Here is a 16,991-nt window from a genome sequence, read left to right on the forward strand (position 1 = left end):
TTTTGTTTTGTGCTATAAAGATTTAGCAATTATGAGCCTATATAGTTTGAGCCCTTTAGTGAAAGGGCTCTACGCAGTACGTCCTAGTTAATGCCTGTACAGTTTGATTGGAATTTATTGGCGCAATATATGACGCCAATGCGTAGAGCCCTTTCACTAAAGGGCTCCCGAAATACTGGACATCGGAAAATTAACGTAAATGAGATCCTTGCATTAATAGAGTCTAAATAATTTGAGCCTACATAGTTTGAGCCCTTTAGTGAAAGGGCTCTACGCAGTTCGTCCTAGTTAACGCCTGCACAGTTTGATTGGAATTTATTGGCGCCATATATGACGCCAATGCGTAGAGCCCTTTCACTAAAGGGCTCCCGACATACTGGTCAGCTAATATGAACTGGCCATTGACTGGCGTCCTGGTGAAAAAATCAAATATTCAGACCCAAATCCTAATACGTATACTTCATTTGATATGCCATCCTTTCCGCATCCGATATTTCCAATCCTTCTCGAATAAATTTATCCATATCACCATATTGCTTTTCGATCTCGGTAAATGCTGCTTCGAGGTAGCTACGATCTACAGACATTAATGGCAACATAACTTGTGGATCGATGTTAGCAAATGCAGCGGCCATCTTAGGGTCTTTCTTACGCGCCATTTTTGGTAGGGTGTAATAATTCGTCATCAGATACTCATTGATTACTGTTTCTTTGTCAACACCCAATACAGATAGTAGAAGGGCAGAAGTCAAACCTGTTCGATCCTTACCCGCAGTACAGTGGAACAAAGATGGTTCTTCATTATCCAGTAGTTCGCGAACTAATACCTTGAAAGCATCCAAATTCGAATTGATAAATTCCTTATTGGCCGTAATCAACAAGTTTCTGGAATCTTCGGCAGTCATATCCCCGCTTTTAATCTTCTGCATTACGGCATTCATTTGTGCAGAATTATCACCATTAAAGATCGGGTGGTGTATCCAACGGATGCTCGCAGGCAAGTTATCTTTTGATGTGGCAATTTCCTCATCGCTTCTCAAGTCATATACTTTACTAATTTTTAAGCTCTCGATATATGGAAACTCATCTTCCTGAATGCTTCCTAAAGCATCGGCACGATAAAACTGACCCCATTTTACTTGTTTGCCATCTTTGGTCTTTACGCCGCCAATATCGCGGAAGTTGCTAGGACCTTCTAGAGGAATTAGGCGTTCGGAAATAAGAATGGTGTCGCCAGCCAGAATCGAAGCAAAATATAAGCGCTCATTCTCCTCAACAGCTACAATGCTATCCTTTGCTAAGCTGAAAGGTTTGCTATAGTCGATTGTCTCTACGGTCTTGCCGATAAAATAATTCCCTTGCATATTCTGTCCTGCGTAAATTCTATAAGATGTACTATTTACGCGATCGGCTCTTAAAGCTTCCTCCAATGTTCTGCTAACCTTTGGAGTTTGTGCTATGATGTTTAATGATCCAAGCATAAGAATGGATGTAAATGCGATATATTTATTGATATTCATGATAATTTGATTAAAATATTTGATAATTGATTCCAACTAGTCCTCTTAATGAATAATATTCCAGCTGTTCCAAACGGCGAGAATCACCATGGTAATAGCGTAATGGCGCATTCGTTAAGTTGTTCAGTTCGGCAAAAACAGAAACCTTCTTGTTAAATCTATAGTTGGCTGAGAAATCCATGGTGAAGTTTTCACCATACCAACGATAATTCTCCGGGTTGCCTTGAACAATCGCTAACGCCGATCCCTTGTAATTGCCGGCAATGCGTGCCATAAACTTACCTTTTTCGTAGAAAATTGCCGTATTAAAAAGATGTTTTGATTGATTTGGTAGTACTTCCTTGGCAATAGTCTTTGTTACCTGACCCTTTTCGTCCAAACTGAAGCGTGGCACCTCCATTTCCGAAGTCGTCATCGTGTAGTTCGCCTCGATACCAAATCCGCTCCAAAAACCCGGAAGGAAAGAAAGACGTTTCGATATTCCAGCTTCAAATCCCGCTAACCATCCATTCTCCGAATTCTCAGGCTGCGTAATACGGTAAGTAGTGCCATCGATTTGTTGGAAGGATTGCGAGGAATAGATTACATTGCTCAGTTTCTTATAGAATACACCGAAACTGGCAACCCCGATATCGTCAAAATAATACTCCGACATGAAATCAAAATTATGTGCGAAAGTAGGCTTTAAAGCAATATTTCCGCGAGAAATAACCGGAGGCGTGAAGATCAAGTTGATATTCTCTGTTGGATTAAGATCCGAAAAATTAGCTCTCGCAAATGTTCTCGTATAGGCTAAGCGGATATTCATCGCTTCGATGGGTTGATATTTCAAGTGAGCCATTGGTAATAAAGAACCAAACTTGCTGCTGTTTTCCACTTTATTGATATCAGCAGTAGGTTTCCCATCAACGTTTTTGCGGATTACTTCATTACCGTAGTAGGTTAAAGCAGTGTGCTCGTATCGCGCTCCGGCAATCAATTGTAGTTTGTCGGATAGCTTCATGTCAAACATACCGTAGCCTGCATATACATCTTCATTTCCGGTATAGAATGAGGAAGCAGCATCAGGGCTTGATTCACCTCTAGCGATATGCATCAATTTATTTTCATTGATATAGCTATCCGTTAACAATTGGTCTACCTGCGTTAATGTAATTCCGTCAAGCAATACCGAATGGTAATCAGCTCCTGTTTCTTTCATAAAGCCACCATTATAATCATAGGCTTCTGTCGCTAGGCTTTCTACGGTGATATTGGCGCCTCTATTGACGTAAATATCCATCGGACTACCACGACGCAGGTATTTGCCCTTAAACTTACCACCGGCTTTAAAATAGATGTTATTGTTCAATTGATATTTCAGGTCTAATTCTGCGATTCTATCGCGTTCAAAGCTCTGCGTCTGCAATTCGATCAATTGCGTTAATCTTAAGTCAGAAGTCTTAACTGCAGACTTTAATTGCGGTACGAATGATTGATAATTCGAACTTTGAAATCCAGCCGGTGCATCCATATCCAAATACATCTTACCGTCGGCTGCACGGTTCGCAAAGTCTACTTTGCTAGCAAACATGCTCAACTTATAGGTGTTTTTAGGATTGTCGGCATGAGACGGCTTCCTTGTCTCCATATCAGTTTCGTAGTTGCTTAGCTTCCAATGTATATTCAGCTTTTCGCCCAAGGTATTATGCGTACCGCCAATTTCAGCACCAAGCAATCCAATACCGATAACGCCTTCACGACGACGCTGTGTCAAAGTTTTCCCTGTATAAGAAAAGGTATGTTCTAGCGCTGTCTCCTGATCTTGGAAGTCTGTCCGGATGCCTCGAAAGAAGATTTTATGGCTTGGGTTGATATGATATGCTAATCCGGCATTTAATCCCATTGTCGTACGAACACCTTTATAATCTCGTAGCTCGAAGCTCTCCATAGCAAAATCCTCTTGATTATAAACAGCTTCGGTATTATCCGTAGCCCAATTTCTTTTCCAATAGGATCCACCAATAATTAGACTTAATTTTTTATTGAAGAAATGGTCTCCATACATAAAACTACCACTGTAAATTCCCTTTTGCGCCTGTCCGTTATAACCGGTCCCTAAAGAAGCCTTTAAGGTTTTGCTCACAGGAGCTGTACGGGTGACGAAGTTAATAGAACCGCCTATCGCATCGCCCTCCATGTCTGGCGTAATAGCTTTCGAAACTTGTACAAACTCGATCATTTCAGAAGGAAAGATGTCCAAAGGCGAAGTTCTGCTGCCCGAAGTATTGTCAGACGTACCTTCCGAAGTTGGCATTCTATTACCGTTCACCAAGGTCGAGTTCCATTGCATAGGCGTTCCGCGCACACTCGCATAGCGACCCTCGCCGTGATCACGCTCGATAGCAATACCCTGAATACGTTGAACAGCTTCGGCAGCATTGCGATCGGGCAACTTGCCAATCAAATCCGAAGCGATAACGTTCATAATTGCAGGGCTACTTTTCTGAATGCTTAAAGCTTTGGCCTGGGTATTAGCCATAATACCCTGTACGACAACCTCATCGATGTCTTGAGCATCATTTCCACTAAAGGATAGATCGCCGAGATAAACGTTGAATGGTTTCTCCGAAACGCTCACTGTTTTCTCAATCGGCTCATAACCCAGATAGCTGAACACCAGTTCATAGTTACCCTGCTTGATGCCGGTGATCCGGAATGTTCCATCCAGATTGCTTTGCGTAGCAATACTGTTGTCTTTTGTTTTAATAGTAACCCCGGGAAGTGCTGCTTTCCCGTCAATAATTCTTCCCGTGATGCTGTATTGCTGTTGTGAAAAAGCAGTATGCCAGCTTAGGAATACAAGAAAAAATAAGAAGTAAAAAATTCTTTTCATCACATGTTGATTTGATGCCACAAAGAGATAGGAAATCTGAAATGTTATCGACCGCGCTAATTAGGAGAAACTTTGTGCACGTCCGCGAACGTATAAAATATTGATAATCAGGGTTTTAATTGTTGTTAAGTTTCCTTTAACAAATTATTAGGAAATCTGCTTGATCTTTTCTTTAAGAAACTCACTCGGCGATTGACCGGTCTCCATCTTAAAATATTTATTGAAGGTACTCTTGGAATGGAATCCCGACTCGTAGGCAAGATTTAAAATATTCTGATCTTCTTGAACAATGCGTTGCGAGTGAGCAATGAAATAGGATACTCGTCTTGAATTGATATACTGATAAAAAGTAGTGTTCATTAAATTATTAAGGATAATCGAGAGATCATGATTGCTGATGGCTAAACTATTTGCAAGATCGGAGAGCGCATACTCAGGATTGAGAAAAGGTTTATCTCTTTTCATCAGCTCATCAATTTGAGCCACCAGAGGTTTTAATCCCTCGATCTTAGCACTATTCTTCTGATACTTTTCATCGTTGGTTTTCGTAAGAACACGACTAAGTTTGCCTGCAGACTGCATAGATAAACCCAAATAATCTTTATAGGTATTGATAAAATTAAAATACACAATCAGTAGGACGATTATCGAAGAGCTTGCCAATCCTAGATAGAGAATGACCTGATAATCGAAAGGCTTAAATAGCAAGGAACTTGAAATAAGAAAGCAGAGCAGAAAATTATAGCAGATGAAGCTTAATGCCAAGCCAATTTCGTTTGAGCGAATACGCTTTTTTACGCTATCCCAATATCTAACCAGCAAATAGATATCGCCTAGAAAACATGCCACAATCGTAAATCTGCGGAAATTGAGCACATACATATCGATAAGTCTAGCCAATCCTGGATGATTGGCAATGTGCTTATTGAAGAGCAATTCAATGAGAAATATAATTGCAGTACTAAAAAAAGGAATAGAGAAAAGAATAAGCTCAATTCGTCGGATGGGTTTCTCCGAGAAAATATGCTTGATATAGAGAAAGGCAAAAGTAGAAAAGCCGATGGTTGAAGAAATGCCATACTCAAAATTGACCGGTAAATTTGAAAACTGAATAATCAATTTGGAGAGCAGCCCTAAGCTACAGCAAAATAAAATAATGAACAGTATCTGGTCTTTATTCTCCTTTCGTTTCAATGTCTTCGAAAAGAAAAAGCAAAAAACGACAATCTGCGCAGTTACAAGTAATAAATATGGCCCCATACTAGCAATATTAGTTTTTCTGTATTAACTTATTTGAAAGAAATTGTTATCTAATAGCGCTAAAGGATGTTCAATATTAAGAAATCGTAGGTGTCAGTTAAAAAATAGAGCAGTCCGAGTCCGCATGCGGACAAGTTCAAGTTATAACCCTTACTAAGCCCTTTCAAACCCAATACATAACCCAATCAAACCCAATTCAGATTGGGTTTGATTGGGGTTTGAAGTGGGGGTGAATGAACTGAAACCCAAAGAAGGATGTAATCTAGATATAAGAGATTAGATATTAGACATTAGAGTAGGGCGGATTGTGATTCGGAAGCAATTTTCTGAATCAGAGAAGGAACGATTATAGGATTGGCAGGATAGTTTGTTTAATCCTTTGGTTTAGAAAGGGCAATTTGTTTTGAACCAGGAAAGAAAGGATTTAAGGATTGGCAGGATGATTTGTCTTGAACCAGGAAAGGAAGGATACAAGGATGGGTAGGATGTTTAGCCTTAGGTCTTAATACTAAGTACTAATGCGAATTAAGGGTTGAAAATAGGCTTTATGAAACAGGCTGTTAATTTACCGAACACATGTACTAATAGTCCTTTGGTAGATCTGACCTTACTTGCGTTTTGTATCTGTGTTTTTTCATTTATCCAATTAAAAAAGGATTCGATTGGTTGTCTTACCTTAGATACTGCTCTTGAAAACAGGTCATTATAAGCACGATCCCTGTTTTTTAAACAATCTGGTTTTCCTTGGGTTTCCCTTATCGGAGTATACATAATTGATTTTTTTTCTTTATAAAACCACTCGAAGAACGGGGCGTCACGGTATATCTTGTCACCAAAGAACGTCCTACCTGCGATGGATGCCCAATTCTCCTTAAATATGTTCAGGTCACTTTCAGATGCCTTGCTTATTACAATGCTTTCCGGACGAGGCAGCGTGGATTTGTTATAGCTGTTGAGCGCATGAAGCTTTAATCCAAAATACCAAAGCCTCTTCGTTGAGCAGAAACTTTTATCCGTTATCTCCAGAGCTACCTTTGCCCTTCTAGTCCCACTGCAGGTTATGATGGGCATAGAGTCCAGTAGGGAAAATTCTCTGGAGCACTCCTCTGGTGCAAAGTCCTCTATAACTGACTGACAAAGAGATCTCAAAACATCAAAAAGGCGGTTGATACGGGTGTTGAATGCTACGTATGAAGTTAGCTTGGGAAACCAATCCATCAGATAATCCGAGGCGAATTTATGAATCTGCTTGATCCTTAGCCGCTGTTCCTCGTGCACACTGAATAAATAGATGGTCAAAACCTCCTGATCAGTAAAGTCAGGTTTGTTATTGTTTGAAAATCGCTGACAGTAATATTGCAGTTCACTGTCATATTTATCACAAACATACTGGTATAATTTTATTAATTTTAGAGCCTTGGCCTGATTGATCATGTTGTTTAATAATGCGTAAGGAACATTATAAATATACTGATAATAAGGCTTTTATGCAAGTTTTCACCCTTCTTTTTAAGAAGCTTTTTCCAATATATTTCAACCCTTAATTCGCATTACTAACTACTAGATACTATTTCTGAACCAGGAAAGGAAGGATACAAGGATTGGCAGGATCCTGTTGAAAGAAAAAATGCACTGTCTTTGAACCAGGAAAGGAAGGATGCAAGGATGGGCAGGAAGTTTTGTCTTTGAACCAGGAAAGGAAGGATGCAAGGATAAACAGGATTTTTTGTCTTTGAACCAGGAAAGGAAGGATGCAAGGATAAACAGGATTTTTTGTCTTTGAACCAGGAAAGGAAGGATACAAGGATGGGCAGGATGTTTTGTCTTTGAACCAGAAAAGGAAGGATGCAAGGATATACAGGATCCTGCCCATCCTTAAATCCTTTTTTTCCTGGTTCAAAACAAACTTCATAAAACGAAACAATCTTCACTATCAAAAAAAAATATGGCGACCATTTCTAGCCGCTACACTCTAATATCTTATGTCTAATGTCTAATGTCTAATGTCTAATATCTAAAAAAAAATATGGCGACCATTTCTAGCCGCCATACTCTAATATCTTATGTCTAATGTCTGACATCTAAAAAATAATATGACGACCATCTCTAGCCGCCATACTCTAATATCTTATGTCTAATATCTAAAATCTATTAAGCCTTCTTCGCCAAGGAGCTTAGGAAGAAGTATCCGCAAAGTCCAGAGATCAAAGATCCGATTAGGACTGCGAATTTAGCTTCTTCGATGAATAGCGGATCTTTGAAGGAGAGCATGGAGATGAAGATTGACATGGTAAATCCGATACCACCCAGCATCCCTACACCGATCATATGTTTCCAGCCTGCTTCTTCCGGAAGGTTAGCAAGCTTTGTCTTTACGCAGATATAGGAGGTCAGGAAGATTCCGATGGTTTTTCCAAGGAATAAGCCTAAGATAATTCCTAATCCGAGTGGAGAGGTTAACCCACTGATCATTTCTTCGTGAAGCGTGATATTGGTATTTGCTAATGCAAATAATGGGATAATAAAGAAGTTTACAGGATTTACGAGGGCATGCTCTAATTTCTCTAATGGAGATTCCGTAGCGTCTGGTGTCGTAGGAAGTGTCATAGCGACCAATACACCCGCAATTGTGGCGTGGATTCCGGAATGGTGAACAAAATACCAGATGAAAACGCCAGGAATTAAATAGGCCCAGATATTTTTAACGCCGAAGCGGTTAAAGGCAATAAGAAGCAACATGATTCCGCCGGCATACATCAGGTAGGTAAGGTGCATGTCTGAAGAGTAGAAGATGGCGATTACTAGGATGGCCAATAAATCGTCTACAATCGCTAAGGCAGCTAAGAATATTTTTAAGCTCGCTGGAACCTTCTTACCTAGAAGGGTGATAATCGCCAATGCGAAAGCAATATCGGTAGCCATAGGGATACCCCAACCATGATGAGTAGGCTCGCTAAAGTTTAACGCGATGTAGATTCCTGCCGGTACCAGGGCACCGCCGATTGCAGCCACAATAGGCAAAGCGGCTTTCTTTGGCGATGAAAGCTCGCCTTCGACAAGCTCGCGTTTGATCTCCAGACCCACCAAAAGGAAGAATAGCGCCATTAAACCGTCATCGATCCATAGTTTGACCGAGTATTTTAATTGTATGCTTTCACTTTCGTAGCCAATGACCTGTTGGAAAAATTGATTAAAACCTTCGGCAAATGGGGAGTTCGCAATAATCAAGGAAATGATAACACATGAAAATAGGAGGATACCTCCTGCATAGTTCGACGAAAGGAACCTTTTGAAAACCGTTAGATTAATCAGATTTGCCATTATTTTTTGAATAATAGTTCGTATGGAATGTGAAAAATAAAGGGGTAAATATATAAAAAAGAAAGGGATTGCTAGGCAAAAACCCATATGATTAGGGTAACAAACCTGTCTTAAATTTACCGCTCAGAATGAAGCTAGGCCGTTAAACTGCTCATTTTAATGCGATTTAACGGCCTAGCCTTAATGTCTTGATTTAATTCTTAATCTTTATAATTGAACCATTTGATAAGTTCTTTGAAGCTTGCTTTTTTACCGTACATCAGGATTCCGACACGATAGATTCTTGCTGCTGCCCATGTGGTAACCAGAAATCCGCCTACCAAGAGTAAGAAGGAGACGATGATTTGCCAGGTTGGCACGCCAAAAGGAATTCTGACCAACATCGCAATCGGCGAAGTTAATGGGATAAAACTCAGCCAGGTTGCAATACTGCCGTGCGGATCATTGATCAATACGCCAAAGGATAGTAAGTAGGCGAGTAGCAGAGGCATCGTAATCGGCATAGTGAACTGGTTCGCTTCTGTCTCAGAATCTACAGCTGAGCCTACAGCCGCAAATAGAGCGCTGTAAAGCATATAGCCTAAAAGGAAAAATAGGAAGAAGCAGATCAATAATTCTGCGACATTCACGCCGTTCAAAGCCGTCTGTATATCCATTGCTAATGCACTGGAGCTTGAGAGCTCTGCATTTTCTACATTCGCCTGTTCAAGCATTTGGTTCTGAAGATCTTCCTTGTTGATCAACGTATTGGTGGCTACGGTAAAAAGGGTAAACGATAGGACAATCCATAGTACGAATTGCGTGATTCCTACTAATCCAATGCCGATAATCTTACCCATCATCAACTGAAATGGTTTCACCGATGAAATAATGACTTCGACAATACGGCTGGATTTCTCTTCAATAATTCCGCGCATTACTTGTGCTCCGTAGAGGAACAAGGATAGGTAAATCAAAATGGATAAACCCATAGCAATACCCATTGCAATTCGGGTATCACTGTCCTTTGTATCGCCGGATTCGGTAATCTCCTTAGCTGAGGTGGAAACCTGCGTATTGATGTTCTTAATTTTATCTGCATCTATATTGAGCTCCTTATAGGCATGAGCCAATAAGATTTTCTCTAACTCATTTTCGATTTCCGATTGAATCTTAATATTAGGCTTTCCTGAGGATAGGAATTCTATCTTTCGAGTTTGAAAGAAATCCTCTGGAATAATCAATAAACTGGTTTTGTCGCCCTTTTCCTTAACCTCTTTTAGCTGTTCTTGCAGCTCGGTATTGGATTTCGCATAGGTAATGCGCTCGTTTGTTGTTAACTGTTGCTGTACTGAGTCTGTTTGATCCAGGACATATACCAGGGCCTTCGAGTCCTCAAAGCTCTTTTGCGTTAATAAAAAGGTTCCAACATAGAGACCAATGAAGAATAAGGGAACAAGGAAAGTGGTAAGTAAGAAGGATTTCTTCTTTACCCGACTTAAATATTCCCTTTGTACGATTAATAATATCTTGTTCATATATATAGATCTATGTTAGTTGTGTTGTTTAACTCGAGTAATAAAAATATCATTCATCGATGGGATGATTTCGAAGATCTGATGTATCTCGACTTTAGGAATAAGAACCGTCAATACATCATTCAGACTGCGATTATCGGCAATCTGTATCGTTAGCTTTTGTTCTTCGTCCTGTTGTTCGTGGTTAAGGACCTGGTATAATTCTTCTTGATGAATAGGATCGTTGCTGAGGGAAGCGTAGGAAATAGTATAGGTTTGATTTCTATACTCATTCTTGATTTCCCGAACAGAGCCATCTAATATTTTGCGCGACTTGTGAATGAGGGCGATATTATCGCATAGAGCTTCTACAGACTCCATGCGGTGAGTAGAATAGATGATCGTAGCGCCCTTTTTATTTAATTCTAATATTTCGTCTTGAATGATCTGTGCATTAACCGGGTCGAATCCAGAGAATGGCTCGTCCAAGATGATTAAGTCGGGTTCGTGGAGTACGGTAGCTACAAACTGTACTTTCTGTTGCATCCCTTTACTGAGGTCTTCAACTTTTTTATCCCACCAGGATTCTATCTGTAGCTTTTCGAACCAGTACTTTAGGCGTTGCTTGGCTTCGTTTTTCGATAATCCTTTTAATTGTGCTAAGTAGATCATCTGATCTCCAATTTGCATCTTCTTATATAGGCCACGTTCTTCCGGCAGGTAACCAATTCGTTCTACATGTTTTGGAGATAGCAGTTCGCCATCAAAATATATCTCACCAGCGTCGGGCGCGGTAATTTGATTGATAATACGGATTAGGGATGTCTTCCCGGCACCATTTGGGCCTAAGAGCCCGAATATCTTGCCTTTAGGAATAAATATGGACACATCGTCTAAAGCACGATGGTTTGCATACTGCTTGACGATGTTACGAATATCTAGCATAAGTTCGGTTTTTTGTGGTTAAATTAATTAAAATGCCGTTAACATGAAACAAAATCTTAAAAATTGAGAAAAGAGGAAAAAGTTTTTAGAAATCGTACCTTTGTGCCATGATCGTAAAAGACGCAGAATTTATTTGCAGCAATACGGAAATTGACAAGCTGCCTATTGCCAATCTACCTGAATATGCCTTTATAGGCCGCTCTAATGTGGGTAAGTCCTCGTTAATCAATGCGATGACCGGTAGAAAGGGTTTGGCTAAGACTTCTCAAAAGCCTGGTAAAACACAACTAATCAACCATTTCCTGATTAACAAAACTTGGTATTTGGTGGATTTGCCTGGTTATGGATTCGCACAGACATCTAAGAAGAATAGAAGTACTTGGGAGAAATTTATTCGCGCCTACCTAATCAATCGCGTTAACCTGCAATGTGTATTTGTGTTGATTGACAGCAGATTAGAGCCTCAGAAAATTGATTTGGATTTTGTTTGTTGGTTGGGCGAGCAGGGAATACCCTTTCAGATGATCTTTACCAAAGCGGACAAACAATCGGGCGTGAAGTCCGACCAGAATATTGCGAAGTTCCGCCGAGCGATGAAAAAATGGTTTGAGGAGCTACCCGTACATTTCCTAACATCGTCTGAAACGAAATTAGGCTGCGAACAAGTGTTAGAGAACATTGATGCTATTAACCAACAATTTGAGGCGCCGATCGAGTAATCCATGAAGAAGTATATGTCGTTGGTGCTATTTGCACACAGTATTTTCGCACTACCTTTCGCTATAATCGGATTTTTCTTGGCAATCAAAACAACAGGCTTCCAATTCGATTGGAAGTTATTTGTTTTAATGCTGGTCTGTATGGTCACTGCAAGAAATGCCGCAATGGCCTTTAATAGATACTTAGATCGTGATATCGACGCTTTAAATCCACGTACAGCTGTCCGTGACATTCCTGCGGGAAGAATATCGCCAAAGCAAGCATTGACTTTTACCATCATCAATTGTATTGTTTTTATGGTTGCCTGCTATTTTATCAATGCTATGTGTTTGGTATTGGCGCCTGTGGCCTTGTTCGTCGTATTATTCTATTCATACATGAAGCGGATATCGCCATTATGCCACTTGGTATTAGGGCTGGGATTGGGTTTGGCACCTGTCGGAGCCTATTTAGCCGTGACCGGAGCGTTCAGTATTGTTCCCATCTTTTACGGTTTGGCTGTGTTGACTTGGGTCAGTGGCTTTGATATCATCTACGCGTTACAAGATGAAGAATTCGACCGCGCGAATGGACTGAATTCAATTCCCGCTAATTTTGGCGGTCCGAAAGCATTGCGTATTTCGGAAGTCCTACACGTTTTGTCTTTTATATTCGTTAGTCTGCCTGTATTCTTTATGCCTACAGGCTGGTTCTATTATATAGGATTACTTTTTTATGGTAGTTTATTGATCTACCAACATCGAATTGTGAGCCCGACAGATTTAAGTAGGGTAGACCGTGCTTTTATGACCACTAATGGTATTGCCTCAGTGGTTTTTATGGTCTTTTACTTACTGGATATCGCCTTTATATAAGGCATGATATTGCTCACTTTTTAGGAAATGCACATAAAATTTAATTTGCATTCCATTTTGAAATCATTTTCTTTGCATGAAATCTATTAAAATTAAATGGCGAAAAATCTATTGATAGTCGAGTCTCCGGCAAAAGCAAAAACAATTGAAGGGTATTTAGGGAAGGATTTTCTTGTGAAGTCCAGCTATGGTCATATCAGAGATCTGGTAAAGACTGATGATGCAATTGATACGGAAAACAACTTTAAGCAGAAGTACGAAGTACCTGCCGATAAGAAGGCGATTGTCAGTGAATTGAAAAAGTTAGCGAAATCTGCAGAGACAGTATGGTTAGCATCCGATGAGGACCGCGAGGGAGAGGCTATTTCATGGCACTTATACGAAACGTTAGGTCTTAAGGATGAGAATACGAAACGTATTGTTTTTCATGAGATTACAAAGCCTGCCATTTTAAAAGCGATAGAGACGCCTAGAAAAATAGATTTCAACTTAGTAAATGCACAGCAAGCACGTCGTGTATTGGATAGATTAGTGGGTTTTGAGCTTTCACCGGTATTATGGAGAAAAGTGAAACCTTCCTTGTCAGCCGGTCGCGTTCAATCTGTTGCTGTTCGATTGATCGTTGAGCGCGAGCGCGAGATTAATAGATTTGAAGCAGAAGCATCTTATAAAGTAGTCGCGATTTTTAATACAGGGAAAGCCCGTGAGCAATTCAAAGCGGAATTACCACAGCGTTTCCAGACGTCTGCGGATGCAGAGAAGTTTTTAAAAGATTGCGTTGAAGCCAGTTTTACTGTTGGTAGTTTAGAGACGAAACCTTCGAAAAGAACTCCTGCAGCGCCTTTTACTACGTCTACCTTGCAACAGGAAGCGAGTAGAAAGCTTGGTTTTTCGGTGGCTCGCACCATGCAGGTCGCACAACGCCTTTACGAGGCTGGACGTATTACTTATATGCGTACGGACTCTGTTAATCTCTCTGATACGGCATTACAGGCCGCTAGAGCGGAGATTGTAAGTGCATATGGCGACCAATACCATAAACAAAGACAATACCGTACGAAGAGCGCGGGTGCTCAAGAGGCGCACGAGGCAATTCGTCCTACATATTTTAATGAACACTCGATTGACGGCGACAATTCTGAACGACGTCTTTATGAGTTGATCTGGAAAAGATCAATTGCTTCGCAAATGAGCGAAGCAGAATTTGAGAAGACAACAGCGAAGATCGATGTGTCTACTCGTAAAGAAGACTTCGTTGCCACCGGAGAGGTATTGAAGTTTGATGGCTTTTTGAAAGTGTACATGGAATCGACCGACGACGATCAGGATGGATTGGATGATGGCGATTCTGAAAACAAATTACTACCTCCATTGACAACTGGTCAGGACTTGCAATTGAAGAATATGCAAGCGACAGAGCGTTTTTCTCGTCCTTCTGCTCGCTTCACGGAGGCTTCTTTGGTGAAGAAACTGGAAGAACTTGGAATCGGACGTCCTTCTACCTACGCACCGACTATTTCGACTATACAGAATAGAGGATATGTCGTCAAAGAAGACCGTGATGGTAAGGAGCGTGTGTATGAAGTGATCAGTTTAGAGAACGGTCAAGTTTCTAGTACCAAGAAAACAGAAATTACAGGTGCTGAGCGCAGTAAATTATTTCCAACTGATATCGGTGTGCTGGTAAATGATTTCTTAGTTCAACATTTTAATGATATTGTCGATTACAATTTCACTGCTACGGTAGAGAAAGAGTTTGACGAAATTGCTCAAGGATATAAGGAATGGACAGATATGCTGTCAAATTTCTATGGTCCTTTCCATACCGAGGTTCAAGATACACTGGAAAATGCAGACAGAGCGACGCATGAACGTGAGCTTGGTGTCGATCCTGCTTCTGGTAAGCCTGTATCTGTACGTGTCGGCCGATTCGGTCCATTAGTGCAGATTGGTTCTGCCGATGATGAAGAGAAGCCTCGCTTTGCTTCTTTGCGCAAAGGTCAGATGATCGAAACGATTACGTTCGAGGAAGCGATGGATTTATTCAATCTTCCTAAGAAGGTTGGAGAGTTCGAAGAGAAGGAAATGACGGTTGCAATCGGCCGTTTTGGACCTTATATTCGCCACAACAGTAGCTTCTATTCTTTACCTAAAGGCGTGGATCCGCTAGACGTTACGGAAGAGCAGGCTGTAGAGATTATTAAAGAGAAACGTCAGAAAGATAAAGATAAGATTATCAGAGTTTTCGACGAGAATCCTGAAGCAAAGATTGAGAACGGTAGATGGGGACCATTCGTGCGTTTTGGTAAGCAGAACTTAAAGATTCCGAAAGGAACGGAAGTAGAAAAGATTACTTACGAAGATGTGTTGAAGTGGGCTGAAGAAGATAGCAAAGGCGGGACTGCGAAGAAAACGACCCGAGCGACTAAAACCACTAAAACGGCGAAAGCTGCTAAGCCAGCAGCGAAAGCTAAAAAGAAGTAAGCCATGAAAAAAGACTTACCTTTAAACATCGTTGAAGATATCTCGATTGCTGTGGTATTAGAGTCTGAAGCACCTGGATCTAAGGTTTGGAATGTGTATCTGATCAACGAGAAGGATAAAGCCATTCAAAACGTATTGGTATCTTCCAAAGGCTATGGTGAAAAGGATGGCCGTAAGGTGATTACTACAACATTGCGTCACTTTATCGGAGATATGGATGCTCACTCATCGCAAAAGATTGAAGCTATTGATATACAGGTTTTTGGTTTAACCAATGAGTATTGGCTGAGCTATTATATCGATGGTGTTATCTATGATAAAAAATATATTTTCCTGCCGGACAGTATTGTTGATGAGAATCTGATAAAGATTCCATTGGTTAATAAGCCTGGCGTAATGATCGGAGGAACAAACTAATGAAAAATGGCAACTTCGTGATTGCAATTGATGGATTCTCATCATGTGGTAAAAGTACCGTTGCAAAAGCTTTAGCGAAGAAATTGAACTTTGTGTTTGTTGATAGTGGTGCAATGTACCGCGCCGTAACACTTTATTTCCAACGCAATAATGTCAGCCTTAGCGATGATATCGCTATCCAAACAGCGATAGAAAACATTCATATTGATTTAGTTCCTTTAGCTGATAAAACGCAAGTGCTTCTTAATGGTGAAGATGTATCTGATGCCATTCGGACCATGGAGGTGTCAGAGTATGTAAGTGAGGTTAGCGCAATTAAAGCCGTTCGCCATGCGATGGTGAAGCAACAGCAAGCCTTAGGAGCAAAGCGCAATATTGTGATGGACGGTCGTGATATCGGAACCACCGTATTTCCTAATGCCGATTTGAAGGTCTTTATGACAGCGAGTCCTCAAGTTCGTGCTGAACGAAGATTTGCAGAATTGACAGCAAAGGGGGAGATCATCACCATGGAAGAAGTAAAAGAGAATTTATCCCATCGTGACCATATTGACAGCACAAGAGAGGAAAGCCCACTAAGACAGGCGGAAGATGCTGTAGTATTAGACAACAGCGAGTTAAATCAGGAAGAACAATTGGCTTTCGTTGTTGACTTGGTCAACAAACGAATGCAAACAGCATAAAAAAAGCTGGCTTATGATTAAGCCAGCTTTTTTTCTATTTCATATTGTCAATTTCGTTTTGTTCACGAAGCTTGTCAATATTGTTTTTCTCACCAAAATCATCGGTTTTAGTTTGAAATGCTTCCAATATCTCTCGGATAGCCTCGGAGTTATCAGCAGTTCGCTGATAAATTTCAGGGATCTTCTTCTCAATAGTCTTATCGCCTAATTCAATATTGTCGATCTCTACTTTTGCAATCTTTTCCAAAACCGCTTGTTGACTATTTCTAATGTCCTCCAATTCCCTGGATATTTTCTCCATTAAGTCAAATTTCTTCAATTTATCCATAAATTCTACTTCATTAGTTTATATAATATAAACGTGCCTTAAGGGATTTTGTTTTAAGAACTTTCGTTTTAACGTTTTTTAAGAATTG

General features: G+C 40.4%; 13 protein-coding genes. 5 read left to right on the forward strand and 8 right to left on the reverse strand.

All coding sequences use genetic code 11. From position 1 onward, the window contains the following. Positions 1–446: 446 nt before the first annotated feature. The 7 genes from DSM08_RS09530 to DSM08_RS09560 all read right to left on the reverse strand — a co-directional run bounded on the left by DSM08_RS09530 (position 447) and on the right by DSM08_RS09560 (position 11,417). Complete coding sequence (locus DSM08_RS09530) at positions 447–1,520, reverse strand: tyrosine-protein phosphatase (protein ID WP_149525936.1); 1,074 nt, start codon at positions 1,518–1,520, stop codon at positions 447–449. Positions 1,521–1,530: 10 nt separating this feature from the next. Continuing rightward, entirely contained in the window at positions 1,531–4,395 is a 2,865-nt protein-coding gene (locus DSM08_RS09535; protein WP_149525937.1) for a TonB-dependent receptor, read from the reverse strand. A gap of 147 nt (positions 4,396–4,542) precedes the next feature. After that, positions 4,543–5,655: a helix-turn-helix domain-containing protein gene (locus tag DSM08_RS09540; protein WP_149525938.1), complete on the reverse strand. Its 1,113-nt coding sequence runs from the start codon at positions 5,653–5,655 to the stop codon at positions 4,543–4,545. Between the two features lie 525 nt (positions 5,656–6,180). Continuing rightward, the gene (locus tag DSM08_RS09545; protein ID WP_149524546.1) at positions 6,181–7,089 is read right to left on the reverse strand and encodes a transposase; all 909 of its coding nucleotides are present in this window, start codon (positions 7,087–7,089) and stop codon (positions 6,181–6,183) included. Positions 7,090–7,806: 717 nt separating this feature from the next. Then, positions 7,807–8,976, reverse strand: coding sequence for a Na+/H+ antiporter NhaA (gene nhaA, locus DSM08_RS09550; RefSeq protein WP_149525939.1), 1,170 nt, complete (start codon positions 8,974–8,976; stop codon positions 7,807–7,809). 200 nt (positions 8,977–9,176) lie between these two features. Beyond that, entirely contained in the window at positions 9,177–10,493 is a 1,317-nt protein-coding gene (locus tag DSM08_RS09555; protein WP_149525940.1) for an ABC transporter permease, read from the reverse strand. 15 nt (positions 10,494–10,508) lie between these two features. Beyond that, positions 10,509–11,417 (reverse strand): ABC transporter ATP-binding protein, encoded by a 909-nt coding sequence (locus tag DSM08_RS09560; RefSeq protein ID WP_149525941.1) that lies wholly within the window; start codon positions 11,415–11,417, stop codon positions 10,509–10,511. Positions 11,418–11,524: 107 nt separating this feature from the next. On the opposite strand from DSM08_RS09560, the gene yihA reads away from it, so the two are divergent. The 5 genes from yihA to cmk all read left to right on the forward strand — a co-directional run bounded on the left by yihA (position 11,525) and on the right by cmk (position 16,575). Next, positions 11,525–12,136, forward strand: coding sequence for a ribosome biogenesis GTP-binding protein YihA/YsxC (gene yihA / locus DSM08_RS09565; RefSeq protein ID WP_149525942.1), 612 nt, complete (start codon positions 11,525–11,527; stop codon positions 12,134–12,136). 3 nt (positions 12,137–12,139) lie between these two features. Further along, entirely contained in the window at positions 12,140–12,991 is an 852-nt protein-coding gene (locus DSM08_RS09570) for a UbiA-like polyprenyltransferase (RefSeq protein WP_149525943.1), read from the forward strand. Between the two features lie 96 nt (positions 12,992–13,087). Further along, positions 13,088–15,475: a type I DNA topoisomerase gene (topA, locus tag DSM08_RS09575; RefSeq protein WP_149525944.1), complete on the forward strand. Its 2,388-nt coding sequence runs from the start codon at positions 13,088–13,090 to the stop codon at positions 15,473–15,475. A 3-nt stretch (positions 15,476–15,478) separates the two neighbouring features. Then, entirely contained in the window at positions 15,479–15,892 is a 414-nt protein-coding gene (locus DSM08_RS09580; protein ID WP_149525945.1) for a hypothetical protein, read from the forward strand. After that, the gene (cmk, locus tag DSM08_RS09585) at positions 15,892–16,575 is read left to right on the forward strand and encodes a (d)CMP kinase (protein ID WP_149525946.1); all 684 of its coding nucleotides are present in this window, start codon (positions 15,892–15,894) and stop codon (positions 16,573–16,575) included. Before DSM08_RS09580 ends, cmk begins: the two co-directional genes overlap by 1 nt. Positions 16,576–16,609: 34 nt before the next feature. Here the strand turns inward: cmk and DSM08_RS09590 are convergent, their stop codons facing one another. Next, a complete protein-coding gene (locus DSM08_RS09590; RefSeq protein ID WP_149525947.1) occupies positions 16,610–16,903 on the reverse strand; it encodes a hypothetical protein in 294 nt (97 codons plus the stop codon). Positions 16,904–16,991 lie beyond the last annotated feature (88 nt).

It is taken from the genome of Sphingobacterium hotanense, from assembly GCF_008274825.1.
Taxonomy (GTDB): Bacteria; Bacteroidota; Bacteroidia; order Sphingobacteriales; family Sphingobacteriaceae; genus Sphingobacterium; species Sphingobacterium hotanense.

Bases quoted from the DNA above. Each gene is read 5' to 3' on its own strand.
- yihA (WP_149525942.1), top strand. From the start codon at position 11,525: ATGATCGTAAAAGACGCAGAATTTATTTGCAGCAATACGGAAATTGAC.
- DSM08_RS09560 (WP_149525941.1), bottom strand. From the start codon at position 11,417: ATGCTAGATATTCGTAACATCGTCAAGCAGTATGCAAACCATCGTGCT.
- DSM08_RS09540 (WP_149525938.1), bottom strand. From the start codon at position 5,655: ATGGGGCCATATTTATTACTTGTAACTGCGCAGATTGTCGTTTTTTGC.
- DSM08_RS09570 (WP_149525943.1), top strand. From the start codon at position 12,140: ATGAAGAAGTATATGTCGTTGGTGCTATTTGCACACAGTATTTTCGCA.
- nhaA (WP_149525939.1), bottom strand. From the start codon at position 8,976: ATGGCAAATCTGATTAATCTAACGGTTTTCAAAAGGTTCCTTTCGTCG.
- DSM08_RS09590 (WP_149525947.1), bottom strand. From the start codon at position 16,903: ATGGATAAATTGAAGAAATTTGACTTAATGGAGAAAATATCCAGGGAA.
- DSM08_RS09535 (WP_149525937.1), bottom strand. From the start codon at position 4,395: ATGAAAAGAATTTTTTACTTCTTATTTTTTCTTGTATTCCTAAGCTGG.
- DSM08_RS09555 (WP_149525940.1), bottom strand. From the start codon at position 10,493: ATGAACAAGATATTATTAATCGTACAAAGGGAATATTTAAGTCGGGTA.
- topA (WP_149525944.1), top strand. From the start codon at position 13,088: ATGGCGAAAAATCTATTGATAGTCGAGTCTCCGGCAAAAGCAAAAACA.
- DSM08_RS09545 (WP_149524546.1), bottom strand. From the start codon at position 7,089: ATGATCAATCAGGCCAAGGCTCTAAAATTAATAAAATTATACCAGTAT.
- DSM08_RS09530 (WP_149525936.1), bottom strand. From the start codon at position 1,520: ATGAATATCAATAAATATATCGCATTTACATCCATTCTTATGCTTGGA.
- DSM08_RS09580 (WP_149525945.1), top strand. From the start codon at position 15,479: ATGAAAAAAGACTTACCTTTAAACATCGTTGAAGATATCTCGATTGCT.
- cmk (WP_149525946.1), top strand. From the start codon at position 15,892: ATGAAAAATGGCAACTTCGTGATTGCAATTGATGGATTCTCATCATGT.